Here is a 24,359-nt window from a genome sequence, read left to right on the forward strand (position 1 = left end):
ATGAATGGAGGTAGATCATTATGAAACTGAATATGAAGGAAAAGAAAATACTTTACGCTTACGCCTGCCCCAGCCATCACAACACAGTGACAAGGCTGAAATGGCTGACAGCATTGACTGTTGACCCGGAGGCGAAAAGCCAGATGCTTCATCTTGCTCGTAAAATTGAGACAGAGACAGAGGAAAGGTGGTACGAAGCCTTTTACCATCATCTGCGTATGGAGATGGACGAATACCGCCGGATTAGACGCAGTCTGCGTGCGCTGAAAGCAAACACCGATTATGAGGAGGAACTGTATGAGGAAGCTGTCTAAATATGAAAAAGAAACCATCATCAACTGGAATGAGGGCGAGACGATTGCCAGTATCTACACCTTCAATGCCAGCTTGAAACGCAGACTGGAGGATTTCAGCCGAAAGTACCCTCTGCTGTGCCGCTTGGAACGCAGTACGCCGGAAGGTAGCGTGACCTATGTACTGGACAAGTCCCGACTTTCGATCCGGCTGGTGCCGCCGTACAGCGAAGAACGGCTGGCAGCTGCAAGGGAGTACGCAAAAGAGCATGGCTTTCAGGTCATACAGACAGAAGAAAAAATCGCTTAAAATGAGGGCGATTTACGAAAAAATATCGGGTCTGCACCCGCTGTTTTGATTGGCAATTTCCGCAGGCGTATTCTGTATCCACTTCTCGCCTATGGGCGTAAATGTACGGATACGGAGCCGGTGAAACTGGCAAAAACCGCTTCTGCGGTGAAGGCCAGCTTCGCCGGTGCGGGAGTACAGAGGGCAGCCAGCCCTTTGTGCCGGGGTGCAGGGACGGCAGCGCACTGCTGGGGTCAAGGGGCAACGCCCATTGGCGGGTTGAGGGCAGCCAGCCTCATCGGGTCAAGGGTGAAACGCCTTGCCCAGGGAAAGTTGATGCCTGCGTCAACTTGTACTGGGTATTACCTGACGCAAAATTCGCAGGATTTGCGGCTTCGCCGCCCTTCCCCGACCCCGCAGCATCTTCGCAGGAAGGAGGAAATCTGTTTGAAACTGACACGACACAATGGACGCTCCGGCAAGCATGGCACTTACAATCCCCGTCACAATGACCGCCGGTTCGATGTGGAAAACAGCGAACACATTGACGCAGAACGGGCAAGGCAAAATGTCTACTGGGACTGCTACCGGGGCTTTACGACACACGAGTTCCGGGAGAACTCGGAGCAGCCGGATTTCAGCTTTGAGGAAATCGAGCGGATGTACTACTACGAGCATTACGGCGGCCATGTGGAGGCCCAGAACGCCCGGAATGAGAAAACCCGGCACATGGAGCGCAACCGCACCGTGGAGGACTTGCTGAAAAACAACAAGACCTGCCCGGAGGAAAGCATCTACCAGATCGGCACGATGGGAGAATCCGTCCCGCCGGATACGCTCTTTTCCATCGTCAATGAGTTTTATGAGGAATTTGAGCGTCGCTTCGGTTCCCATATCCACATCTTAGACTGGGCGCTCCATCTGGACGAGGGGACGCCCCACATCCATGAGCGGCACGTCTTTGATTGTGAGAACCGCTACGGGGAACTGTGTCCCCAGCAGGAAAAGGCGCTGGAAGAACTGGGCATCCCTCTCCCCAACCCGGAGAAGCCCAAAGGCCGGAACAACAACCGCAAGCAGACCTTTGATGCGGTCTGCCGGACGCTCCTGTTTGACATCGCCAGACGGCATGGGCTGCAGCTGGATCAGGAGCCGTCTTACGGCGGGCGGGACTATCTGGAAAAGCAGGATTATATCCTGATGAAACAGAAGGAGCAGCTTGCGGCGCAGGAGCAGAAGCTGGAAGAACTGACCCTCAGAATCGAGGATGTGGAGACACTGTTAGATGATGTTTCCGATGCGGCTTACGACAAGGCGGTGGAGGTCGTGACCGATACCGTCCGGCAGGAGACGCACAAGGAAGATATTCGTCTGGTGGAGGAATCAAAAAAGTGGGTGCTTTCGCCGGAGCGCAAGGCCTCAAAGAAGGAACGTGAGTATGCCGCCGCCCGGCTGGATGGGGTTATTACCAAAATCAAAAACGCCATGCAGCACGCTCTGGCGAAAATCCAGCGGACGCTGATGCAGCCGGAGGTCAAGCAGGCCGGGAAGGAGCAGATCAAGAAGAAAGCCAAAGAATCCATTATGGATAAGCTGGCAAAGGCAAAGATCAACGCTGACCGGGATAACCGGGAGCGTTGGGAACGTGAGGGGCGGATCGCCCCAAACAAAAAGAACGATATGGAGTTATGAGGCATCTGATTTTCTGCGGAAACCGGATGCCTTTTTCTCTGTCTGGAGGTGAGAAAATCGAATGTGTTTGAAGCGGTGAAGCAGGCTGTCCCCACAAGGCAGGCTGCGGAATCTTATGGGATACAGCTCGGCAGGAACGGGATGGCCTGCTGTCCCTTCCATGATGACAAACATCCCAGCATGAAGGTTGACCGCCGGTTCCACTGCTTCGGCTGTCAGGCGGACGGGGATGTGATTGATTTTACCGCCCGTCTGTTCGGGCTGAACAAGAAAGATGCGGCCTTGAAGCTGGCGGAGGATTTCTCGGTCGGCTTTGACGCTAAAGGCCATGACCCGCCCCGCAGGAAGCCGGTCAAGCGAAAAATCAGCGAGGAACTGCGCTACCGGCAGGCGGAACAGAAATGTTTCCGGGTGTTGTGCGATTACCTGCATCTGCTGGAACGCTGGGAGAAGGAATATGCCCCGCAGACGCCGGAGGAAGCATGGAACCCGCTGTTTGTGGAGGCCCTGCAAAAAAAGCCGTACACGGAGTATCTGCTGGATATTCTGCTGTCCGGCAGTATGGAGGAACGGGCCTGCGTGGTCGCTGAGTATGGAAAAGAGGTGAGGAAGATTGAGCAGCGAATATCAGAGTTTACCGCCAGCCACCCGGCAGGCCGTCATGAGCGCAGCCGAAGCTTTAGCGCCGGAGCAGAGCGTTGACGAGGTGCGGGAAAGCCTTTCTGTCACGGAAAAAGGCCAACCCGCTAACACTATCGGCAACTGCCGGACGGTGTTCTGCCATGACCCGCTGCTGCGGGACGCCATACGGCTGAACCTCCTGACTGACCGGGTGGACATCGTGCGGGATTTGGGCTGGCGCAGGAACACCAGCGCCCTGACGGATACGGACGTGAAGTATCTGCTTCTCTATTTTGAGCAGAACTACGGCCTGACCAGCGAGAAGAAAATGACAGCGGCCCTGTCCATTGTGGCGAATGAAAACTGCTACCATCCCATACAGGACGTACTGAACGGCCTTGTATGGGACGGGACGCCTCGTATCCGATCCTGTCTCCATCACTTCTTAGGTGCAGAGGTCAGCGACTATGTGGAGGAAATGTTAAAGCACTTTCTGCTGGGCGCTATCCGGCGGGTGTTTTCTCCCGGCTCCAAATATGAGGAAATGCTTTGTCTGGTGGGCGGACAGGGGGCTGGCAAGTCCAGCTTCTTCCGTCTGCTTGCGATCCGGGACGAGTGGTTTTCCGATGACCTGAAAAAGCTGGATGATGACCGGGTGTTTTTGAAGTTGCAAGGCCACTGGATCATTGAAATGTCGGAGATGCTGGCGACCAGCAGCGCCAAAAGCATTGAGGAAATCCGCTCGTTTATCAGCCGCCAGAAGGAAACCTACCGCACACCCTATGAGGCCCAGCCCAAAGACCGGCTGCGACAGTGCGTGTTCGGCGGTTCTTCCAACACGCTGGACTTCCTGCCCCTTGACCGGGCCGGGAACCGGCGTTTCCTTCCCATCATGATTTATCCGGAGAATGCGGAGGTTCACATCTTGGAGGACGAGGACGCTTCCAGAGCCTATCTTTTGCAGGTCTGGGCGGAGGCCATGACGGTTTACCGCAGCGGCCACTATTCCATGAAATTCAGCAAGTCCATCCAGAGGCAGCTTGTGGAGGTGCAGAAGGATTTCATGCCGGAGGACACGGAGGCCGGGCAGATACAGGGCTTTCTGGAACACTACACCGGCAGCATGGTCTGCTCCAAACAGCTTTTCAAGGAGGCGCTGGGCCACACCTATGACGAGCCGAAGCGGTGGCAGCTTCACAATATCAACGAGATCATGAACACGGTGGTGACTGGCTGGAAGCCGTTCTCCAATCCGAGGATGTTCGCCGGATACGGCAGGCAGAAGGGCTGGGAGCGGATCGCCTCCGGCAACGAACTGCCCGGCAACGAAGATGGATTTGTGGAGCTGAGTGAGGAAGAATGCCGCCAGATGGAACTTCCGAAGGAGTGGATCGCATAAAACCATCGGCCTGTTGCCGGGTTGGTTGTCACTTGGTTGCCGGGTTCGTTGCCGGGGATTTCCCTGTCTGGATACGGGAAAAGCCTGTAAATAAGGGATATTTTACTATTTATCTTTATCTCCGGCAACGAAAGCAACGAGATTTTATAAGAAAATTTGAAAAGTAAGAAATCAGGGTCAGACGATAGTTTACAGGTTTTTTGATGTTCGTTGCCGGACTTCGTTGCCGCAGCCACCGTCTGATCCCCTATTCTATGGAGGTAGCCTATGAAGAAAAACAGGAAGCAGAATAAAAAAGTCCAGTTTGTAGTGGTTCGTGAGTTTTCTGGGGACAAAACCATGCGAGAAGCCTTTGAGCAGCTGATCGAGCGTCAGACCTGCGAACACTTCGAGGAATGGTTGGAGCATCGGGAAATGGCACAGAAAGCGGCGTAAAGTAGTTGAATCATGGACAGGGACATGGTATTATAATGGTATCGTGTCCCTGTTCATAGAAGGAGAACACTATGAGCAGGAAAAAACAAGTTAATCAGAAAATCACGGCTCTTTATTGCCGTATCTCTCTGGAGGATGGCGGCGATAATGAGAGCATGAGCATCAGCAACCAGAAACTTATGCTCCGGGACTTTGCCGAAAAAAACGGAATGTTCCAGTATGAGTATTATGTGGATGACGGTTATACAGGCCGAAATTTCAACCGCCCTTCTTTTCAGCGCATGATTGCCGATATTGAGGCGGGAAAGATCGGCTGCGTTATCACCAAAGACCTGTCCAGACTGGGCAGGAATTATATCGAAGCTGGCAGCTATATCGAAATCTTTTTCCCAAAACACAATGTACGCTATATTGCCATTACAGACGGAGTGGACAGCCTGACCCGTCAGGAAATGGACATTACGCCCTTTAAGAATATCCTGAACGATATGTACAGCCGGGATATTTCCAAAAAGGTGCTGGCGGGACGCATGACCCGTTCCCGGCAGGGAAAGTTTTGCGGTGGGCAGCCGCCTCTTGGCCTGATGCGTGACCCGGAGGACAAAGGGCATCTTATCCTTGACCCGGAGACAGCGCCGGTTATCCGAAAAATCTATGACATGGCACTGGACGGCTGGGGCTGTATGCGAATCGCAAAGCAGCTCATGGATGACAAGGTTCCTATCACGAGGGTAAAGAGCAATACGGAATGTGACGTCAACTATTATGCGTGGGGCGGTGCAAGAATCAGTCATATCCTGCGAAACCCATTCTATAAGGGCGCACATCTGGTCTGCCGGACACATCAGAAAGGGATTCGTTCCAACACCTATGACATTATCCCCCGTGAGGACTGGGAAATCATTGAGGATTGCCATGAAGCAATCGTTTCCCCGGAGGAATGGGAACAGGTGCAGGAAATCATTGACCGCAGGCCCACCATTATGAAAGGCAACGCCTGCCCCTTCTATAACCTGTTCCACGGGCTGGTCTACTGTGGCACTTGCGGGAAGTCCATGCAGGTGCGGTATGAAAAAGTCGGCAGAACCGGCAAGAACCGTTTTACCGGCGAGATGCGGGAACCAATTGATAAGGCGTATTATATCTGCCAGACCTATAACCGGTTGGGCAAGAACGCCTGTACCAGCCACAAGATTGAAGCAAGGGATTTGTATAATCTGGTGCTGAAGGATATACAGGAATTGGCGGCGCAGGCCATGAAAGATGCTGATATGTTTTACCAGCGGCTCAGCAGCCGGATGGAGCGCCGGTATCTGGTGGACGCTTCTCAGACCGAGAAAGAACGGAAACGGCTGGAAGCCCGGAATCAGGAAATTGACGGGATGTTTTTAAGCCTGTACACCGATAAGGCCAAAGGCATCCTGACCGAACAGCGGTTTATGAAACTGACGGCGGCGCTGGAACAGGAGCAGGAAGCCAACCAGAAGCGCCTGCACGATCTGGCGATGATGCAGAGTCGGGCGGACATGCAGGAAATCGAAGTTCGCACCTTTATCAAGGAAATCCGGCGCTATGCCGCTATCGAGGAATTGGACGAGGCGATACTGAACCGTCTTATCAGCAAAATTCTGATCGGCGAGGTCAGGAAGGTGGACGGCCAGAAGGTGCAGGAAGTCAGAATTGTTTATAACTTTGTCGGGGAAATCCCGGAGATTGCAGCATAAGAACAGCGAAGCCCTCCCCATGCAGGGGAGGGCCTTTTATTTTGGCTAAATATGTGATGTTCAAATTGCGAATAATTGTTTGAGTATTTAACGCACATGCAAATATCTGCATTTTTATAAGTGTCCGCCTTGTGCTGCAACCAATCGCTGGAACAACCCGTTTTCTTCTAATAATTCTGTTGGCGTTCCCATTTCCACGACCTGTCCGTGATCCAAAACAACAACTTTATCCGCATTTGCAATCGTCCTCATGCGGTGAGCAATCACCAACACAGTTTTTCCTTGCAGCAGTTCTGACAACGCCTGCTGTACAAGGGTTTCATTTTCCGCATCCATAGAAGCGGTGGCCTCGTCCAATATTACAACAGGAGCATCCTTTAAGATTGCCCTGGCAATCGAAATACGCTGTCTCTCACCGCCGGAAAGAATGCACCCATTTTCTCCGATATCGCTTTGATAGCCTTCTGGTAGCCGTGATACGAACTCCTCGCATTGCGCGGCTCTTGCCGCCGCCAGCACTTCCTCATCGGTGGCATTCTGCCGCCCCAGCCGGATATTTTCCATGACGGATTGATCAAACAAAGTAACTTCCTGGAACACAATCGAATAATTTTTGAACAGCGTTTCAGGCTCTACTGTAGTAACGTCCACACCGCCTAATAAAACCCTGCCGGAATCAGCATCCCAAAATCTTGCCGCCAGCCGGGAAACGGTAGATTTTCCGCCGCCTGACGGGCCTACCAGCGCAGTAATCTCACCCTGCTTTGCCACAAAGGAAACACCATTCAGGACACGCTCGCCATGTCTGCCAGAAACAGCCGTATCCTCCAAATCTGCATGATAGGTAAACACAACATCCTGAAATTCAATATCATATCCCTGATTATTGCAGACAGGCTGCCCGCCCTGCTCCTTGATAGCCTCCATTTGTTTTGTCCGTTTAATACTGACAAGAGATAAGATCATTTCCGCCATCAGCATGAACGATGAACTAAATGGCTCATATACACGCCCGGCTATAACAAGATATAAAATAAACATGGTAACCGAAAGGCTTCCATCCACAACCATCAGACCACCTGCAAGCAATACCGCCACAATCCCAAACCGTAAGAAAAATTGTGCTAATGTCACGGCGATTCCGGGGGCCAGCTCATTTTGGAACGCACAAGACACAACATGCTCTAACTTTTTGTCCACATCCTCAAGATATGCTTTTTCAAGTCCGTCCGAGCGCAGTTCTTTCATCACATCTAAATACTCCTGCACACTGTCATATGCGGCTCGATGCGCATCCAGATTCCGTTCTTCTGCTTTTATTTGTTTTTTTCGTGCGGCAAGCACTACAAGTGCAGAAATTGGAACCGGAAGGATAATACACAATCCCATACGCCAGTCAATCACCAGCAATCCGCAGGAAATAATGATAAACATGATGACAGTTCCCAAAAAGCCGGGTACCGCATTTGAAAACATGCGTTCCAATTTTGAGCAATCCCCCATCATCGTTGTTGTCAAATCGGATAGATCTCTTTGACCAAAGAAAGACAACGGCAGACGACGCATTTTTTCAGCAAGGGACATCCGGCGCTCAGCGCTTTCCTCATATGCCACCTTATAGGTCAAGTTGTATTGAACCCACTGAGTGACAAAGATAAGCGCAGTCAAAAAAGCACATAATAAAAGGATAAACGGAATATTTAATTCTGCGCCGCCACGACCGACCGTTTTATCAATCAACGCCATTGTCACAGTCATCAGCAAGGAAACAGGCAGCATGACACAGAGATGCGCCACCGCTGTCGCAACGATACCTTTTTTTAAATCCCGTGTGCCTTTGTCACTGAGAGCAAGCGTTTCTTTTAGCATGATCGCACCTCCTTTGCAATTTTCCACGAAATAGACTGATTATAATTCTCCCACATATGGGCATATTCTCCGTGCAGTTCCAACAATGTTTCATGTGTTCCCCGCTCTACAATGTTTCCTTCTTTCATTACTAAAATCTGATCCGCATTTTGTACGGTACTCAAACGATGCGCAACCATAATAACTGTTTTCCCCTTTTGCAGTTCCGTGAGAGCTTTCTGGAGCTGTACCTCGTTTTCTGGATCAGCGAATGCTGTGGCTTCATCTAATACAAGGATAGGCGCATTTTTTAGTATTGCTCTGGCAATAGCAATCCGTTGTACCTCGCCACCGGACAAGTATACGCCCTTTTTCCCGACTACACTGTCAAGACCATCCGGCAGTTTTTTTAAAATATCATCACATTGAGCCAGATGTGCCGCACGAAGAATTGCATCCCTGTCTGCATCATGACAACCGCCGCGAATATTATCCTCAAGCGTTGCTTTCCGTAATTTGGGATTCTGGAATACGAAAGCGACCTGCTTCATCAGAGATTCCCTCTCAATCTGATTCAGCGACGTTCCTCCGATCATGATGCTTCCTTCCTGTGTATCGTAAAAACGGGGAATCAAGCTGGCAATGGTTGTCTTTCCGGAGCCTGAGTGCCCTACTAACGCAGTTGTAGTACCAGCCCGGGCAATAAAGCTAATATCAGTGATTGCAGGTGCTTCACCTGTGGGATAGGTAAATGTCACATGTTCAAAACAAATATCTCCGCTCTGCGGTTTTACAGGCTGCATTGGCTGTTTTTGCGGTTTCGCCAGAAGTATGGTATCTATTCTTCTCATAGATTCTACTGCCTGCATTTTATAGTTGCTCATATACATAATTTTGTTGAGCATAGAAGCGCAGGCCGGAGCGAACGCCAGATAAAACAGGAATTTTCCTGCAAAAGCAACGGTATCACCTGAAAACGTCATCCCTATTAGCGCTGCCGGGACAAGTACCAAAAAAGAGGAGTTTACAATCGTATTAAATCCGACATATCCCGGTTTGCACGCCATTGTAAAAGCAAGAGCGTCATCACGGTATGCAGTAATTGCGTCCCGGAATTTTCTTATGGAATAGGCGGATTGTCCAAAAACCTTGATAACCGATATTCCCCGTACAAATTCCACCGCCTCGTGGTTCATTTCTTCCTGTGCGTCCTGATACCGTTTCATAAAGCTCATGGTTTTTTCGCCCATCATGGTCATCTGGCAGGCAAAACCGGCAATCAGAAGCAGAATCAATGGCAAGCCAATTCGCCAGTCAATCGCAAGCATTAATATAAGCCCGACAACTGTTGTTACCTGTGCGCCCACAAGATCGGGCATCTGATGTGCCAGATAGCCTTCCACCTGAGCGCTGTTCTCATCAATAATCTTCCTTAATTTTCCGCCGGGATTTTCTTCAAAATAACCCAACGGCATTTCAGAAAGATGACGAAGCACTGCCATTTTCAGATTCTTTTCTGTATGGAATGCTCCAACATGGGAGCAGAGAAGCGCAATGAAGTTGACAGCTAACCCAGCCAGCTCGAACACAAGCGCCCATATCCCCCATTGCAGCATATGTACTGTGTCGTATCCGCTGCCCGACATACCAACGAGTAATTCTCTTGCAGCAAAATAAATACACAGGAAGGGTGCCAGTAATAACAAAGAACTAAATCCTGCCAATATCTGAGACACACTGAAAAGTCCTCTGTATTTTCCGGAGAATTCAAGCAGCCGCGGGATTCCTGTTTTTAACGGTTTTTCTGTTTGTGAATTTTCTCCAAACACCTTTTTCATATAAAGTATCCCCCTTTCATCCAATTTCGTAAATTTTTTTATTTCGCCTGAATGGATATGAAGAATATGCGTAGCGCAGCGCAGGATCAGTTCCGGATCATGCGTGATCATCATACTGCAAAAAGCCTTTTCGTTTGCTTCCCGGATCATTTTTGCGGTTCTCATCAGATTGCTACCATCCTGTCCGCTTGTGGGTTCGTCATACAGCATAATTTTTCGATTCATGCATAATGCAACACCAAGAGAAAGCCGCTGCTGTTGACCGCCTGACAGAGCACCCGGATGGCGTTTTCCCAAGCCTGCCAGCCCTATTTTTTCCAAAACATCTGCTGCTTCAGTCTCTGTAATCGTTCCATTATTCAGCATCAGTTCGCCCAGTACGGAATCACTGAACAACTGATGACCGGGCTCCTGCATTACCAGATAAGTTTGCTCCGACAGCTTTTTATTTGGAATTCGTTCTCCATTGATCCGCACGGTTCCATGATGCTTTAGCAGTCCGCAAAGACAAAGCGCAAATGTTGATTTTCCTGCACCATTTTCTCCAATAACCGCTACGATTGCCCCTTTGGGAATCGCCAATCTGTTTATATCCAATACTTGCTTCATTTGACGTGAAAACTGAAGCCCCTCTATTTCAAGAAAAGCTGTTTCATCCAAGTCATTCTTCTGCTTGATCGTGTGTCTCCCCGTATTCCAGATCTGTTCAGGGCGTACTGCTCGTAAGCCTGCCTGCTCAAGCTTTCGGGATGATAGCGTCAGGATTTCATCCCCTGTAAATTCATGTTCTATCTGTCCGTCATTCAACAGAACATACCTGTCTGCAATATCTTCCAAATACCATAAACGGTGTTCGGAGATTAGAATCGTCTTTCCTTCGTCCTTCATGGTTCTGATCAGGTCTTGCAGCTTTCGGATGCTTTCCATGTCCAGATTTGAGGATGGTTCATCCATAACGATGACCGCAGGCATAGAGGCATACACGGAACCACATGCAATTTGCTGCTTTTCCCCACCGGATAGTTGAAAAATATCTCGATCCATCAAAGCCTGTATATCCAACTTCCAGGCAGTTTCCTTTAAGCGTTCTACCATTTTGTCATGCGGGACATTCAAATTTTCCATATTGAACGCCATTTCTCCGGTCGTATCCAGATGGAAAAACTGCGTCCTTGGATTCTGAAACACGCTGCCTGCAACGGCGGCAATCTGAGGAAGAGACGCCTCCTTTATATTGACGTTTCCAACAGTAATGTCTCCCTCCAGACATCCTTGATAAAAATGAGGAACAAGACCATTGACCATGCGTAGCATTGTCGTTTTCCCGCATCCGCTTTTGCCGCATAATACGATACATTCGCCACGTTCTGCATGAAAATGAATATGCCGGAGAACCGGTGGTTCTGATCCGTCTGAAATACTGCCTTGATATGTAAAGCTGACATCATCAAAGGTAATCATAGTTCCCTCCTTCAAACAATCAGGTTCCATGCCAATATTCCGGCAGATACGACAACGATGCACCAGTCCAGAAATGACAATTTTACCTCTATGTAGCTGCTGCGGCGTGTGTCACGGTCAAATCCTCTTGCCATCACAGCGGCTGACATTTCGTCCACCACAACGGAGCTTTGCATCAAAAAAGGAACCATCATATACTCCAGCATATGGATAGGCCGAGTAAAAACGTTGTGCCAGTTCCATGCCAGCCCCCTCAAGCGGAGCGCTTGATTTACCATTTGCCATTCTTCCTGAATCGTGGGAACAAAACGAAACATTACTGCCAGTGGTATCACAATCTCGGACGGCATATGCATTTTGGTCAGTGCGGATATATATGCTCCAATTTTTGTCGTCCTTGTAACAAGATAAAAGGACGCAAACAGGGGAAGAATAAAACGCAAAACATGGCAGATGGATGTCGTAATGTTCCTTGATACACCGGTTAAATGCGGTACAACATACAAATCCGAAAGTAGCATGGCAAGAAAGAGAACACTGATATAAAATGCCCGTTTCCATTTGCGGCAAAGAAGCAAGGTAACCACGCATAATGCAAGCAACGATATTTCCTGTATGTACGACAAGCCCGAAAAAACCGAGAAGCAAACTGCGACAAAGACTGCAAGCTTGCTCCTCGGATCTAACATGCCAGTCGGATTACTCCGCGCCATCACGCAGTAATTCCCGCTTTCTCAAAATGCTTTTTCAGAATGCGCTTTCCAAGGAGACCACCCAGAAGACCGCCGATCAGCGCAAATGCGATCAGAACCACAACAATCCAATTAGGCGTCAGGGTGTTCAATGTTGCAGCATAATCTGCACCATAATAGGTTGCACAATTTTCAAGAAACGCTTCCTTTGCGAGGATAATCGCAAAAAACGGGCCCATTGAAGTCATGTTGAATACAACATAGCTTGCAGCCAGCATACCGGCAGATTTTCTCTCTTTCCTGGAAGCAATCACTTCCGCAAGGATTCCCCAGATAACGGAAAACAGCAGCGGATAAAATGTTGACATAGAAGTAATCAGTCCCACCAACACAGCCAATATCAAGATTGCGCCTTTCTTTTGAACCTTTGTCGCATACAGCATATATACTGTACCCAGAACGATGCCGGCAATCAGTGGAGTTGCTAAAAAGAGAACCGGAACAATGGGCAGAACCAATGATGACAGGACGGTCAGGATTACCAGATAAATCGCGCCGAAAGCTCCTGCGGCAATTAAATCTTTTGTCGTAAGTTTTGTTTTCATATAGATACCTACCTTTTCATTATTATTGGTTAGTTGTTGCTAACTCCTGCATTATAGCAATTATCCCGATTTACTTCTACTCTAAAAAGCCGAAAAATTGCAAAAATGCTCCAAAAAGCCAAAAAGTGACGCTATCAAAAGACAGCATCACCGAATCTTTCGTTCCTATTGATTTTGCTTTGGCTACACCGTATTACTTGATTTTTGCGTCTTACGATAGGCTTTGGGTTTACATCCGATCACGGCGTAAAATGCTTCTGAAAACTTGCTTGGATTCTCATACCCCATCATTAGTGCAATCTCACTGATTTTCTGATCAGTCTGACGCAGCAGCTGCGCAGCCTGATGCATTTTGTAATTCCGCAAATACGCATAAGGAGATTCTCCATACACTTGCCGAAAGCCATCTTTCAGCTGCGTCAGGCTTAAACCATGCTCCAAAGCCAACTCCTTCAAATTTGTTCTCTGCGTCATGTCCTGCAGTAAATGCTCTTTTACATGTTTAATACGCTCCACAGTTGCCCCTGAAAGATACTCCCGATTTTCTTCAAAAACAATTTGCTTTGACTGAAAATGATAAAGCAGCTCCAACACCTTTAATCTCAAAAATGGCAACGATGGATGCGGAAGTGTCAAATGCGCATATAACTCCTGATATACATGCTCTATTTCCGCATTCCAGCGATATACATGGCATTCTGTATTGAGAGAATATTTTTCAACTATTTTCTCTGCGCTGATTTGAAAAGCCTGTAATTCGTGTCCCCTTTTCATGATTTCCGGAAAAAGCAGAATGGTAGAGCCGTAAAAATATTTTAAAGGAAAAGAAGAAGCAACCGGAGGATGCAGTTGACTGTTAATCGCAATATCTCCTTCTCCTAAATAGATATAGCTCTTATTATCGAAAGCGCACTCATATCTACCTTTTTCGCAATGATTAATTCCAATCACATTTTCTTTTCCGCTTCCACGAAAACAGCTTTCGATAGCAAAATCAACCACCATTAACTGTACGCCCGAAAAAATATCATATACCCACATATCAGCAGGGGCATCGCCCGCCTGATAATCTACATAAGTAATAAAAGGTTCCTTGCCCGGAATTTTCTTATCTTGCTTTAAATATTGAAGTTCTGTCGTAGCTGATACACCTCCAGATGACGCTTTTATATGGTTAGCGGCAACTAATCATAGTTTACAATACGGGGACATAAAAGTCAATTTGAACACAGAAAAGTTCCTTATGAAGAAAGCAAAAGAAAATTTATCTACACTGGAATCGACAGTGATTTATTTTTCTTTGTGGAGAAGATGGCTGTATGTTTATTTTCTTAATTCATCACTTGACATTGTGGCAAAGAGCTGATGAGCCAGGATGAACTGGCCGTTATGGACGGCGGCAAGTGCATCCTTCAGCTGCGCGGTGTGCGGCCTTTCCTTTCGGATAAGTACGACATTACCAAGCACCCCAATTTCAAATACACAGCCGACGCAAGCGACAAGAACACTTTTGACATTGAAGCGTTCCTGTCCACCCGGCTGAAACTCAAGCCCAATGAGGTCTGCGACGTGTACGAAGTAGATACTCAGGGCGCTTAATTTCGTTCCGCTTTAGAAGGGAGTGATCTTATCTATTCGCCGCAACTGCCCTTTTGGGGCCATTGGCGTACAAAGCGGACAATCGCAAGAAAAAATAATGAAAAAGGAGGACAGCCGGAATCATGCCCCCGGAAACCGGGTGGCAGATTGTTCCGGCTTTTGTATGCCTATGAAACATGACAAACCTATTTTTTAATCAGATTCCGGCTAACAAACTATATGGCATTTTTTGAACAGGCAATCACCGTTCTTCAGACCCTCGTTATCGCGCTCGGTGCCGGTCTTGGTATCTGGGGCGTCATCAACCTGCTGGAAGGTTACGGAAACGACAACCCTGGTGCAAATGCTCATGTACGGTAAGGAAGCAAGCAACCGAAAACAAGAGATAGACCGCCAGCACTACACTATTCCGAACCAAAGACCAAAAGATAAGCATTGTGGGAAAATCTAAACTTTTGGATTTTCCTACAATGCCAACTACGGCGGAATCCCTCCCACTCCTTATATCTTTCTGTATACATTGAATTTGTATTTAGTAAAATGCAGACAACACCACGGATCGGCTTTTGGCTGGACAATTCCAACCAAACACCACAGCAGACAGCAGAAACCATTCTGAACGCCAGGAAGCCGGTATGATTGTTACATATAAGGGGAAGAAAAATTTCTTTTAGGTACTTGCTTTCCTAAAACTGATGTGATATAATAGTTTCATTCCAGAAAAGGAGTAAAAAATATGCGGCAAGGTATTCTTAAATAAAACTATAATCAAATAGTGGGAACAAAGGATTATGATAGTTCCTTTTGTGGGGGCTTGATTTTTTGTACCCAATTTAAGAATACTTTTGCCTTATCAATTTTGACATATCCAAAAAAACAGCAGTCACAAATAGGTGTATGCTGTATATGTGTATGTCCGCAAATTATAATCCCCAGTGGTAAAAGTATTTTACTGCTGGGGATTTTTGTGCCCTTTCGGGCTGTAAAAGGAGGACAATCACATGAAAATAATCAATATTGGCATTCTTGCCCACGTAGACGCAGGAAAAACAACATTGACGGAAAGTCTGCTATACACCAGTGGAGCGATTGCGGAACAGGGAAACGTGGATAAAGGGACTACAAGAACAGACACTATGATTTTGGAACGGCAGCGGGGAATTACCATTCAAGCGGCAGTCACTTCCTTCCAGTGGCACAGATGTAAAGTCAACATTGTGGATACGCCCGGCCACATGGATTTTTTGGCGGAGGTGTACCGCTCTTTGGCTGTTTTAGATGGGGCCATCTTGGTGATCTCCGCTAAAGATGGCGTGCAGGCCCAGACCCGTATTCTGTTCCATGCCCTGCGGAAAATGAACATTCCCACCGTTATCTTTATCAACAAGATCGACCAGGCTGGCGTTGATTTGCAGAGCGTGGTTCAGTCTGTTCGGGATAAGCTCTCCGCCGATATTATCATCAAGCAGACGGTGTCGCTGTCCCCGGAAATAGTCCTGGAGGAAAATACCGACATAGAAGCATGGGATGCGGTCATCGAAAATAACGATAAATTATTGGAAAAGTATATCGCAGGAGAACCAATCAGCCGGGAAAAACTTGTGCGGGAGGAACAGCGGCGGGTTCAAGACGCCTCCCTGTTCCCGGTCTATTATGGCAGCGCCAAAAAGGGCCTTGGCATTCAACCGTTGATGGATGCGGTGACAGGGCTGTTCCAACCGATTGGGGAACAGGGGAGCGCCGCCCTATGCGGCAGCGTTTTCAAGGTGGAGTATACAGATTGCGGCCAGCGGCGTGTCTATCTACGGCTATACAGCGGAACGCTGCGCCTGCGGGATACGGTGGCCCTGGCCGGGAGAGAAAAGCTGAAAATCACAGAGATGCGTATTCCATCCAAAGGGGAAATTGTTCGGACAGACACCGCTTATCCGGGTGAAATTGTTATCCTTCCCAGCGACAGCGTGAGGTTAAACGATGTATTAGGGGACCAAACCCGGCTCCCTCGTAAAAGGTGGCGCGAGGACCCCCTCCCCATGCTGCGGACGACGATTGCGCCGAAAACGGCAGCGCAAAGAGAACGGCTGCTGGACGCTCTTACGCAACTTGCGGATACTGACCCGCTTTTGCGTTGCGAAGTGGATTCCATCACCCATGAGATCATTCTTTCTTTTTTGGGCCGGGTGCAGTTGGAGGTTGTTTCCGCTTTGCTGTCGGAAAAATACAAGCTTGAAACAGTGGTAAAGGAACCCTCCGTCATTTATATGGAGCGGCCGCTCAAAGCAGCCAGCCACACCATCCATATCGAGGTGCCGCCCAACCCGTTTTGGGCATCCATAGGACTGTCTGTTACACCACTCTCGCTTGGCTCCGGTGTACAATACGAGAGCCGGGTTTCGCTGGGATACTTGAACCAGAGTTTTCAAAACGCTGTCAGGGATGGTATCCGTTACGGGCTGGAGCAGGGCTTGTTCGGCTGGAACGTAACGGACTGTAAGATTTGCTTTGAATACGGGCTTTATTACAGTCCGGTCAGCACGCCGGCGGACTTCCGCTCATTGGCCCCGATTGTATTGGAACAGGCATTGAAGGAATCGGGGACGCAGCTGCTGGAACCTTATCTCTCCTTCATCCTCTATGCGCCCCAGGAATACCTTTCCAGGGCTTATCATGATGCACCGAAATACTGTGCCACCATCGAAACGGCCCAGGTAAAAAAGGATGAAGTTGTCTTTACTGGCGAGATTCCCGCCCGCTGTATACAGGCATACCGTACTGATCTGGCCTTTTACACCAACGGGCGGAGCGTATGCCTTACAGAGCTGAAAGGATATCAGGCCGCTGTCGGTCAGCCGGTCATCCAGCCCCGCCGTCCAAACAGCCGCCTGGACAAGGTGCGCCATATGTTTCAGAAGGTAATGTAAAGATACATAATCGTCAAGACGGCAACAATCAGAAGTTATGGAGGGTAACAATGGAATATAGTAAGGAAGATTTAATGGAAGCAAAAAAGCAAATTTGGGGAGTGGGAGAGAACATGGGAACAGAGGAAAGTAAAAAAATCTGGGAGGAGAACGCACAATTTTGGGATAATGCAATGGGTGACGAATCTAATGAATTTCACAGAGAGGTAGTGCGTCCCAAAGTAACGGAACTTCTATCTCCTAATCCTGCGGATTACATTTTGGATATTGCGTGTGGCAATGGAAATTATTCTTCGTATCTTGCACAAAGAGGCGCTTCGGTTGTCGCTTTTGATTACAGCAAAAAAATGATAGAATTGGCTAAAAGACGGCAATCACAATATGCAAAACAAATTGAATTTTGTGTGGCGGATGCGACCGATAGAAAAAGTATATTAGAATTAAAAAGAAATCGAGCCTTTACGAAAGCAGTTTCTAATATGGCAATTATGGATATTACGGATATTGAACCACTTCTTATGGCTGTTTATGAACTGTTGCAGGAAAGCGGAATTTTTGTCTTTGCAACGCAACACCCTTGTTTTGTCACGTTGACTGAAAAATATATGACACCGCACAGTTACTATGATATAGCGATTGAAGGGCAACCGAAAGAGCAGATTTATTATCATCGTTCCATACAAGATATTTTTAACCTTTGTTTTAGAGCTGGATTTGTCATTGATGGATTTTATGAAGAATGTTTTAAAACCAACAAAGAAATTCCTATGGTAATGATAGTAAGGCTTAAGAAGGTAAAACGTGATAGCTTAAAATAAATTCAAGTTTGTCGGGTAAATAGCAAACCCAGCCGAGCCAGTCAACGGTCAAGATGAACGGCGCATATGCGCAGCCGTTGACAGCCCCGCCCGCCTTTGCTGGTAGGCAATCAAGGGGCGACAGCAAGAAGTGCCACCGCCCCGCACTATTATTCAGAAAGGGGAATTTCCATGACCGACCAGATAGCCTATCAAGAATATATCCAGCGCAGGTACAACGCCTTTTGCAAGACTGTTATCCGCTGTGCCGCCTTGGACAAGATTTTGAAGCTTAAACGGCAATGGGAACGGCAAGTTTCCCTTGACTATCTGATGAACGAGAAGTTTGTCCAGTTTGCCGCGTCGGAGCCGGACGAGGAATACCCATTTACCGTCTGCGGTCAGACCGTCCTGCTCTGCAACGCCGCCCTTGCCGACGCGATCTCTGTTTTGCCGGAGCAGACGCGGGAAGAAATCCTGCGCTATTACTTTCTGCGCCAGCCGCAGCGCGTGATCGGCGCGTGTATTGGCCGGTCACGCAGCACAGCGGGGCGGCATATCCAGCTTGCCTTGCAGCGGCTACGCGAAGAAATGGGGGTGAGCCGGTATGAGTAGACTTCTCCCCTATGAAACAATCCTCAAAGCCCGTGAGGGCGACCCAGAAGCCGTGAACGCTGTCCTGCTCCACTACGCCGGATATATCCGCTATTTCTCAAAAGTGAACGGGCAGGTCAACGCCGAGGTGGAGGACTATGTAAAGCAGCGGTTAATTGACTGTCAATTCAAGTTCCGGCTTGACGAACCACCGGACAAGTCATAAAAACTGAATACCAGCCGCCACCGACGCGGCCAGCGAAAGCAGTAAGTCTTGAAAAAGATTTACTGCTTTTTTTGTTGTCCGGCTCCGCTCCCGGCCATTTTGCCCCCTGCCGGTTGTAGTAGTAAGCGAGGAGGGAATTTTTCTGCCCTGGTGTTTGGCATTTGGAGCATTTACCCGTAGTAGAGGGCAAAGAGAAAGGATTTCTCCAACACCGGGTAGAAACCACTGCGTCCGGTGTCATTTTAGCGAAAGCGGGCAGGAATGCCCTTTACAGGATTAGTAGTAGCAGAAAAAGAGAAACAAACTTTTGTGGTTGCAGTTTTCCAAAAAAGTGGCGGACGGAAGTGAGAGAAAGTTTGCAGTCACGGAGAGCAAGTTTCTACCACGGTGCCAAAATCCGCAATTCTGCAGTTTTGCCCCTCGCGGGAAACTTGTTGGGGAGTGCCTTCCCCAAACCCTGCTCATGCGCCCTTACGGGCGAGAAAGGAGGTCACACCATGCGAAAGAAATACAACACGCCCCACCGCAGCCGCGTTGTGAAAACCCGGCTGTCCGAAGATGAGTATGCCGACTTCACAGCGCGGCTTGCGCCCTATGGTATCAGCCAGTCCGAATTTCTCCGGCAGGCGATACGGCGGGCGACCATACGCCCGGTTGTCCATGTGTCGTCGGTCAATGACGAGTTGCTTTCCGCTGTCGGGAAGCTGACAGCCGAGTACGGCAGGATCGGCGGCAACCTCAATCAGATTGCCCGGTATCTGAACGAATACGGCGTACCCTACAACACCCTTTCCGGCGAGGTACGCGCCGCCATATCCGACCTTGCCGTCCTCAAGTATGAAGTCCTCAAGAAAGTAGGTGACGCGGTTGGCAACACTCAAGCATATCAACTCTAAAAACGCCGACTACGGAGCCGCCGAGCAATATCTTCTCTTTGAGCATGACGAGTTTACCATGAAGCCCGTCCTTGATGAAACCGGCAGGCTTATCCCCCGCGAGGACTACCGGCTGTCCACGCTGAACTGCGACGGGGAGGATTTTGCCGTTGCGTGTATGCGGGCCAATCTCCGCTATCAGAAAAACCAGCGGCGGGAAGATGTGAAAAGCCACCACTACATCATCAGCTTTGACCCGCGGGACGGGCCGGACAACGGCCTGACCGTAGACCGGGCGCAGGCGTTGGGGGAACAATTCTGTAAAGAGCATTTTCCCGGCCACCAGGCCCTTGTCTGCACCCACCCGGACGGGCATAACCACAGCGGCAACATTCATGTGCATATCGTCATAAACAGCCTGCGGATTGAGGAAGTGCCGTTCCTGCCCTACATGGACAGGCCGGCCGATACGAAAGTCGGCTGCAAGCACCGATGTACCGACGCTGCCCTGCGCTACTTCAAATCCGAAGTCATGGAGATGTGCCACCGGGAGGGGCTTTATCAAATCGACCTCTTGAACGGCAGCAAGAACCGCGTCACCGACCGGGAGTATTGGGCGCAGAAAAAGGGACAGGCCGCGCTGGACAAGCAGAACGCCCCCATGATTGCCGATAGTATCACGCCCCGGCAGACCAAGTTTGAAACGAACAAGGAGAAGCTGCGGCAGACCCTACGGAAAGCCCTTGCCACCGCCGCCAGCTTTGACGAGTTTTCCTCTCTGTTGCTGCAGGAGGGTGTGACCGTCAAGGAGAGCCGGGGGCGGCTTTCCTACCTCACGCCGGACAGGACAAAGCCAATTACCGCCCGGAAGCTGGGCGACGATTTTGACCGCGCCGCTGTCTTTGCCGTTTTAGAGCAAAACGCCGCCAGAGCAGCCGAAGCGCCAGCCAGATCCCCCGATCCCCCACGCACCATAAAAGACCGCTTGCAGGTTGCCAGAGCCGAGATAGCCGCCCCGAAACAGGACGGAGTGCAGCGGCTTGTGGACATTGAGCAGAAAATGGCCGAGGGCAAAGGCCGGGGCTATGAACGCTGGGCGAAGATACACAATCTGAAGCAGGCCGCCAAAACGCTGTCCGTCTACCAGCAATACGGCTTTACTTCCCCGGAGCAGTTAGAAGCCGCCGTTGACACCGCCTATCAGAAAATGCGCCAGACCAGCGGCGAACTGAAAGCACTGGAAACGAAGCTGCAAGGGAAAAAGAAGTTGCAGCGGCAGGTGTTGGCCTACGCCCAGACCAAGGCCGCCCGCGACGGGCTGCGGGCACAGAAATCCGAGAAAGCCCGCGCCGCATACCGGCAGGCCCATGAGAGCGATTTTATCATAGCCGACGCAGCAGCCCGGTATTTCAAGGCGCATGGCATTACCAAGCTGCCCGCCCGGAAAGCGTTGCAGGCCGAGATCGAGCAGCTTATCTCCGAGAAAGACGGCCTGTATAACACCTATCACGAACAGAAACAGCGGTTCAAGGAGTTGCAGACCGTCAAGCGGAACATCGACCAGATTTTGCGCCGGGACGAGCCGCACCGCAGAAAGGAGCAGAGCCATGAGCGATAACCTGCCCCACATGGACTACCGCCAGCACCGGCGGGCGCGGCGGCTGGTACATGAGTGCTGTAACTACGATGAGGGGAACTGCCTGCTATTGGACGACGGGGAGCCTTGCGTGTGCGTCCAGAGCATTTCCTTTTCCCTCATGTGCCACTGGTTCCGTGTGGCTGTCCTGCCCCTTGACGGGGAGCTGGCCGCAGCCCTCTTGTGCCGGGGAAGCCGGAAACGGTGTGCCGTCTGCGGGGCGGCCTTTGTCCCCAAATCCAACCGGGGAAAATACTGCCCCGACTGCGCCGGGCGCATGAAGAAAATCAAAGCCGCCGAGAGAAAGCGGAAACAAAGGCAGAGATGTCACGCTTTAGAGCCTTTCAAACCCGCATAAATCAAGGCTTTTTTCGTGGGTGTCAAAGGGTACGCGATACATTTATCCTTTTCCCCCGGAAACGGCGTTTTAATGCGTGACAATACGCCAAAATCAACCCGAACACAGGGAGGTGATCCTATCGCTGATTATATCAGGGCAGACACGCGGCTGCCCGCCTATCTGCCGTATCCCCGTTTCCTGCTGAAAATGGAGATTTCACAGACCGCCAAGCTGCTGTATTCGCTGCTGTTAGACCGTTCCACCCTCTCCCAGAAAAACAAGTGGCTGGACGACGAGGGCAGGATTTATATTATCTATCCCATCGCGGAGATAGCAGAAATACTGGATAAAGGCAGCACCACCATCAAGGGGGCGCTTAATGAACTGGACACGGCGGGGCTGTTGGAACGGGAACGGGGCGGCTTCTCCGCACCGAACCGGCTTTATGTCAAAGTACCGCCAGTGCCACAGGTACAGTTTTCAGACCAACTGATGGCCGGAAGTCCGCCCCTCATAGAGCCGGAAAACCGTCCTACTGATGGTCAGAAAACCGACCTTATGATGGTCGGAAAACCGTCCCCTAACCAAACTACTATAAACAACCTTACAGAGAGCCAAACAAAGGGAGTGAGTGGGGGGCCGTCCGCGCCCTATGGCCGATATGGAAATATTTTTCTGTCACAGACCGAATACGACGAGTTGCAGGCAGAGTACCCTGACAGGCTGGAACGGTTCATCGAGGAAATGAGCCGCTACCTTGCCGCCAACGGGAAAAGCTACCAGAACTATGCCGCCGCCCTGCGGATATGGGCGGGGAACGACAAAAAGGAAGCCCCTAAAAAGGGCATACCAGACTACTCATGCAAGGAGGGCGAGAGTTTATGAAGAATGAAATCAACGCGGTTTTGGAGAATATGACGACCACCATCCCGGAGCCGGAGGACTACACCGGCGAGGACGGTTTACTGTACTGCGGCAAGTGCCGCAAGCCGAAAGAAGCCTATTTTGCGCCGGATAAGGCCGCTATCTTCGGGCGCGACCGCCACCCGGCAGAGTGCGACTGCCAGAGAACCGCCCGCGAGGAACGGGAAGCCGCCGAAAAGCGGCGCAGACACCTTGACACCGTGGAAGAACTGAAACGCCGGGGCTTTACCGACCCCACCATGCGGGACTGGACTTTCGAGAACGACAACGGCAGGAACCCGCAGACCGGGCTTGCCCGCCGGTATGTGGAGCATTGGGAAGATATGCGGACAGACAATATCGGCTGCCTGTTCTGGGGCGGCGTAGGCACCGGCAAAAGCTACCTTGCAGGCTGTATCGCAAACGCCCTCATGGAGAAAGAAATCCCCGTCCGCATGACGAACTTTGCTCTTATCCTCAATGACCTTGCCGCCAGCTTTGAGGGGCGCAACGAGTACATTTCCCGCCTTTGTCGTTATCCGCTGCTGATCCTTGACGACTTCGGCATGGAACGCGGGACGGAATACGGGCTGGAACAGGTGTTCAATGTGATTGACAGCCGTTACCGCAGCGGCAAGCCGCTGATCGTCACGACCAACCTTACGCTGGACGACCTGCACAACCCGGAGGACACCGCCCATTCCCGGATTTATGACCGCCTGCTTTCCATGTGCGTCCCGGTACGCTTTACCGGCGACAACTTCCGGCAGGAAACCGCCAAGCGGAAAATGGAGAGCATGAAGAAACTGATTACCGACTGAAAGGAGTATTGCCTATGGCAGATAACAAGCAGCACGACACCCGCACCACCCGCCGCCCTGACTGTGTGACGGAAATCCGCATGGGCAATTCCGTCCTTGTCGTGTCCGGCTATTTCAAGAAAGACACCACAACCACAGCCGCCGACAAAATGGCGCGGGTACTGGAAGCGGAAGCCGCTGCTACACAGGAGCCGACTTATCCGGCGTGAACCGGGGCATGGAAAAGCGGCCATGCCAGGGAGCATGACCGCTGGAACGAAAATCGGAAGTGCTTTAGCAATTCTTAATCTCATTCTCTATAAAATAATTTGCAATTTCAAAGGCTTTTATTCTTCTCTTTGCCAATGTGATTTGTGATTTATAACGCTCGGAATTATCCTTTGATTCAAATGTTTTTACTGTTTCTCTTAGCTTGTGCAGAGTTGAATCAATTTGCCTTTTGGCCGCGGTTAATTCATCTATTGTATACTTCATGTTTTCTCCTTTAACTTCTGATTTTTTTGTTAAATCAGAGTATACCACGGAGTTATGAACTTTTCTACTGCAAATATGGGACGACAACCCATACCATAAAAATCGGAAAATTGAAAAGCTGTAAAGAAGCAAATTTAACGCTTTTGCCGCTGTACAGCCCCCGCCGTTCCGTGGTACAATGAAACCACGGAATAGTGGGGCTGGCTGTCGGAAACGGAGGATTTTATGTTAAGACAAGCCACCCAAAACCTCATTACCGCCCTTTATCCGAGATTG

The 24,359-nt window shown here is 49.8% G+C and carries 24 protein-coding genes and 1 pseudogene; 19 read left to right on the forward strand and 6 right to left on the reverse strand.

Going from position 1 to position 24,359, the window contains the following annotated elements:
* The first annotated feature begins 20 nt into the window (after positions 1-20).
* From ACTQXY_RS09735 to ACTQXY_RS09765, 7 genes are all read left to right on the forward strand, one after another.
* Complete coding sequence (locus ACTQXY_RS09735) at positions 21-314, forward strand: hypothetical protein (RefSeq protein WP_002594258.1); 294 nt, start codon at positions 21-23, stop codon at positions 312-314.
* Positions 298-603, forward strand: coding sequence for a hypothetical protein (locus tag ACTQXY_RS09740; protein WP_004612788.1), 306 nt, complete (start codon positions 298-300; stop codon positions 601-603). Before ACTQXY_RS09735 ends, ACTQXY_RS09740 begins: the two co-directional genes overlap by 17 nt.
* A gap of 426 nt (positions 604-1,029) precedes the next feature.
* Positions 1,030-2,274, forward strand: a complete 1,245-nt coding sequence (locus tag ACTQXY_RS09745; protein ID WP_020990931.1) for a plasmid recombination protein — start codon at positions 1,030-1,032, stop codon at positions 2,272-2,274.
* A 63-nt stretch (positions 2,275-2,337) separates the two neighbouring features.
* On the forward strand, positions 2,338-2,976 hold the full coding sequence (locus ACTQXY_RS09750; protein WP_330588830.1) for a CHC2 zinc finger domain-containing protein: 639 nt from the start codon (positions 2,338-2,340) through the stop codon (positions 2,974-2,976).
* The gene (locus tag ACTQXY_RS09755; RefSeq protein ID WP_008978105.1) at positions 2,936-4,294 is read left to right on the forward strand and encodes a virulence-associated E family protein; all 1,359 of its coding nucleotides are present in this window, start codon (positions 2,936-2,938) and stop codon (positions 4,292-4,294) included. The genes ACTQXY_RS09750 and ACTQXY_RS09755 overlap by 41 nt, the downstream gene beginning before the upstream one ends.
* Before the next feature lie 267 nt (positions 4,295-4,561).
* Entirely contained in the window at positions 4,562-4,729 is a 168-nt protein-coding gene (locus ACTQXY_RS09760; protein ID WP_215629828.1) for a hypothetical protein, read from the forward strand.
* 71 nt (positions 4,730-4,800) lie between these two features.
* A complete protein-coding gene (locus ACTQXY_RS09765; protein WP_441659296.1) occupies positions 4,801-6,453 on the forward strand; it encodes a recombinase family protein in 1,653 nt (550 codons plus the stop codon).
* Positions 6,454-6,567: 114 nt separating this feature from the next.
* Here the strand turns inward: ACTQXY_RS09765 and ACTQXY_RS09770 are convergent, their stop codons facing one another.
* The 5 genes from ACTQXY_RS09770 to ACTQXY_RS09790 form a co-directional block, all read right to left on the reverse strand.
* The gene (locus ACTQXY_RS09770; protein WP_008978102.1) at positions 6,568-8,322 is read right to left on the reverse strand and encodes an ABC transporter ATP-binding protein; all 1,755 of its coding nucleotides are present in this window, start codon (positions 8,320-8,322) and stop codon (positions 6,568-6,570) included.
* Positions 8,316-11,600: an energy-coupling factor transporter ATPase gene (locus ACTQXY_RS09775; protein ID WP_008978101.1), complete on the reverse strand. Its 3,285-nt coding sequence runs from the start codon at positions 11,598-11,600 to the stop codon at positions 8,316-8,318. The genes ACTQXY_RS09770 and ACTQXY_RS09775 overlap by 7 nt, the downstream gene beginning before the upstream one ends.
* A gap of 11 nt (positions 11,601-11,611) precedes the next feature.
* Complete coding sequence (locus ACTQXY_RS09780) at positions 11,612-12,313, reverse strand: energy-coupling factor transporter transmembrane component T (RefSeq protein WP_020990933.1); 702 nt, start codon at positions 12,311-12,313, stop codon at positions 11,612-11,614.
* Positions 12,313-12,897, reverse strand: a complete 585-nt coding sequence (locus ACTQXY_RS09785) for an MptD family putative ECF transporter S component (RefSeq protein WP_008978099.1) — start codon at positions 12,895-12,897, stop codon at positions 12,313-12,315. The genes ACTQXY_RS09780 and ACTQXY_RS09785 overlap by 1 nt, the downstream gene beginning before the upstream one ends.
* A 183-nt stretch (positions 12,898-13,080) precedes the next feature.
* The gene (locus tag ACTQXY_RS09790; RefSeq protein WP_008978098.1) at positions 13,081-13,938 is read right to left on the reverse strand and encodes a helix-turn-helix domain-containing protein; all 858 of its coding nucleotides are present in this window, start codon (positions 13,936-13,938) and stop codon (positions 13,081-13,083) included.
* A gap of 312 nt (positions 13,939-14,250) precedes the next feature.
* On the opposite strand from ACTQXY_RS09790, the pseudogene ACTQXY_RS09795 reads away from it, so the two are divergent.
* The 12 genes and pseudogenes from ACTQXY_RS09795 to ACTQXY_RS09850 all read left to right on the forward strand — a co-directional run.
* A pseudogene (locus ACTQXY_RS09795) lies at positions 14,251-14,496 on the forward strand (VirD4-like conjugal transfer protein, CD1115 family); the annotation flags it as partial.
* 219 nt (positions 14,497-14,715) lie between these two features.
* Positions 14,716-14,856, forward strand: a complete 141-nt coding sequence (locus ACTQXY_RS09800) for a Maff2 family mobile element protein (RefSeq protein ID WP_007037419.1) — start codon at positions 14,716-14,718, stop codon at positions 14,854-14,856.
* Positions 14,857-15,497: 641 nt separating this feature from the next.
* Positions 15,498-17,417, forward strand: a complete 1,920-nt coding sequence (gene tet(W) / locus ACTQXY_RS09805) for a tetracycline resistance ribosomal protection protein Tet(W) (protein ID WP_441659297.1) — start codon at positions 15,498-15,500, stop codon at positions 17,415-17,417.
* A gap of 50 nt (positions 17,418-17,467) precedes the next feature.
* On the forward strand, positions 17,468-18,235 hold the full coding sequence (locus ACTQXY_RS09810) for a class I SAM-dependent methyltransferase (RefSeq protein WP_002586626.1): 768 nt from the start codon (positions 17,468-17,470) through the stop codon (positions 18,233-18,235).
* A gap of 171 nt (positions 18,236-18,406) precedes the next feature.
* Entirely contained in the window at positions 18,407-18,829 is a 423-nt protein-coding gene (locus ACTQXY_RS09815) for a sigma-70 RNA polymerase sigma factor region 4 domain-containing protein (RefSeq protein ID WP_002586616.1), read from the forward strand.
* Complete coding sequence (locus ACTQXY_RS09820; protein WP_002586615.1) at positions 18,822-19,034, forward strand: helix-turn-helix domain-containing protein; 213 nt, start codon at positions 18,822-18,824, stop codon at positions 19,032-19,034. The genes ACTQXY_RS09815 and ACTQXY_RS09820 overlap by 8 nt, the downstream gene beginning before the upstream one ends.
* Before the next feature lie 497 nt (positions 19,035-19,531).
* Positions 19,532-19,930 carry a plasmid mobilization protein gene (locus ACTQXY_RS09825; RefSeq protein ID WP_002596229.1) on the forward strand — a complete coding sequence of 133 codons (399 nt, stop codon included), beginning with the start codon at positions 19,532-19,534 and terminating at the stop codon, positions 19,928-19,930.
* Positions 19,902-21,527, forward strand: coding sequence for a relaxase/mobilization nuclease domain-containing protein (locus ACTQXY_RS09830; RefSeq protein WP_002596230.1), 1,626 nt, complete (start codon positions 19,902-19,904; stop codon positions 21,525-21,527). Before ACTQXY_RS09825 ends, ACTQXY_RS09830 begins: the two co-directional genes overlap by 29 nt.
* Positions 21,517-21,903 (forward strand): cysteine-rich VLP domain-containing protein, encoded by a 387-nt coding sequence (locus ACTQXY_RS09835; RefSeq protein WP_002596231.1) that lies wholly within the window; start codon positions 21,517-21,519, stop codon positions 21,901-21,903. Before ACTQXY_RS09830 ends, ACTQXY_RS09835 begins: the two co-directional genes overlap by 11 nt.
* Positions 21,904-22,035: 132 nt before the next feature.
* Positions 22,036-22,770, forward strand: coding sequence for a replication initiator protein A (locus ACTQXY_RS09840; protein ID WP_087325174.1), 735 nt, complete (start codon positions 22,036-22,038; stop codon positions 22,768-22,770).
* A complete protein-coding gene (locus ACTQXY_RS09845) occupies positions 22,767-23,609 on the forward strand; it encodes an ATP-binding protein (protein ID WP_002596233.1) in 843 nt (280 codons plus the stop codon). Before ACTQXY_RS09840 ends, ACTQXY_RS09845 begins: the two co-directional genes overlap by 4 nt.
* Positions 23,610-23,623: 14 nt before the next feature.
* Positions 23,624-23,818 carry a transposon-encoded TnpW family protein gene (locus tag ACTQXY_RS09850; RefSeq protein WP_002596234.1) on the forward strand — a complete coding sequence of 65 codons (195 nt, stop codon included), beginning with the start codon at positions 23,624-23,626 and terminating at the stop codon, positions 23,816-23,818.
* A 64-nt stretch (positions 23,819-23,882) separates the two neighbouring features.
* Here ACTQXY_RS09850 and ACTQXY_RS09855 read toward each other — a convergent pair whose 3' ends face one another.
* A complete protein-coding gene (locus tag ACTQXY_RS09855) occupies positions 23,883-24,083 on the reverse strand; it encodes a hypothetical protein (protein WP_002596235.1) in 201 nt (66 codons plus the stop codon).
* Positions 24,084-24,359 lie beyond the last annotated feature (276 nt).

Origin of the sequence: Faecalimonas sp. LCP19S3_D12, assembly GCF_052121495.1 — a bacterium.
GTDB lineage: Bacteria > Bacillota > Clostridia > Lachnospirales > Lachnospiraceae > Faecalimonas.

What these genes read in the sequence shown, in the direction of transcription:
- ACTQXY_RS09735 (WP_002594258.1), top strand. Translation starts at nt 21, where the DNA reads ATGAAACTGAATATGAAGGAAAAGAAAATACTTTACGCTTACGCCTGC.
- ACTQXY_RS09740 (WP_004612788.1), top strand. Translation starts at nt 298, where the DNA reads ATGAGGAAGCTGTCTAAATATGAAAAAGAAACCATCATCAACTGGAAT.
- ACTQXY_RS09755 (WP_008978105.1), top strand. Translation starts at nt 2,936, where the DNA reads ATGAGCGCAGCCGAAGCTTTAGCGCCGGAGCAGAGCGTTGACGAGGTG.
- ACTQXY_RS09760 (WP_215629828.1), top strand. Translation starts at nt 4,562, where the DNA reads ATGAAGAAAAACAGGAAGCAGAATAAAAAAGTCCAGTTTGTAGTGGTT.
- ACTQXY_RS09765 (WP_441659296.1), top strand. Translation starts at nt 4,801, where the DNA reads ATGAGCAGGAAAAAACAAGTTAATCAGAAAATCACGGCTCTTTATTGC.
- ACTQXY_RS09770 (WP_008978102.1), bottom strand. Translation starts at nt 8,322, where the DNA reads ATGCTAAAAGAAACGCTTGCTCTCAGTGACAAAGGCACACGGGATTTA.
- ACTQXY_RS09775 (WP_008978101.1), bottom strand. Translation starts at nt 11,600, where the DNA reads ATGATTACCTTTGATGATGTCAGCTTTACATATCAAGGCAGTATTTCA.
- ACTQXY_RS09780 (WP_020990933.1), bottom strand. Translation starts at nt 12,313, where the DNA reads ATGGCGCGGAGTAATCCGACTGGCATGTTAGATCCGAGGAGCAAGCTT.
- ACTQXY_RS09785 (WP_008978099.1), bottom strand. Translation starts at nt 12,897, where the DNA reads ATGAAAACAAAACTTACGACAAAAGATTTAATTGCCGCAGGAGCTTTC.
- ACTQXY_RS09790 (WP_008978098.1), bottom strand. Translation starts at nt 13,938, where the DNA reads ATGTGGGTATATGATATTTTTTCGGGCGTACAGTTAATGGTGGTTGAT.
- ACTQXY_RS09800 (WP_007037419.1), top strand. Translation starts at nt 14,716, where the DNA reads ATGGCATTTTTTGAACAGGCAATCACCGTTCTTCAGACCCTCGTTATC.
- ACTQXY_RS09810 (WP_002586626.1), top strand. Translation starts at nt 17,468, where the DNA reads ATGGAATATAGTAAGGAAGATTTAATGGAAGCAAAAAAGCAAATTTGG.
- ACTQXY_RS09815 (WP_002586616.1), top strand. Translation starts at nt 18,407, where the DNA reads ATGACCGACCAGATAGCCTATCAAGAATATATCCAGCGCAGGTACAAC.
- ACTQXY_RS09820 (WP_002586615.1), top strand. Translation starts at nt 18,822, where the DNA reads ATGAGTAGACTTCTCCCCTATGAAACAATCCTCAAAGCCCGTGAGGGC.
- ACTQXY_RS09825 (WP_002596229.1), top strand. Translation starts at nt 19,532, where the DNA reads ATGCGAAAGAAATACAACACGCCCCACCGCAGCCGCGTTGTGAAAACC.
- ACTQXY_RS09835 (WP_002596231.1), top strand. Translation starts at nt 21,517, where the DNA reads ATGAGCGATAACCTGCCCCACATGGACTACCGCCAGCACCGGCGGGCG.
- ACTQXY_RS09845 (WP_002596233.1), top strand. Translation starts at nt 22,767, where the DNA reads ATGAAGAATGAAATCAACGCGGTTTTGGAGAATATGACGACCACCATC.
- ACTQXY_RS09850 (WP_002596234.1), top strand. Translation starts at nt 23,624, where the DNA reads ATGGCAGATAACAAGCAGCACGACACCCGCACCACCCGCCGCCCTGAC.
- ACTQXY_RS09855 (WP_002596235.1), bottom strand. Translation starts at nt 24,083, where the DNA reads ATGAAGTATACAATAGATGAATTAACCGCGGCCAAAAGGCAAATTGAT.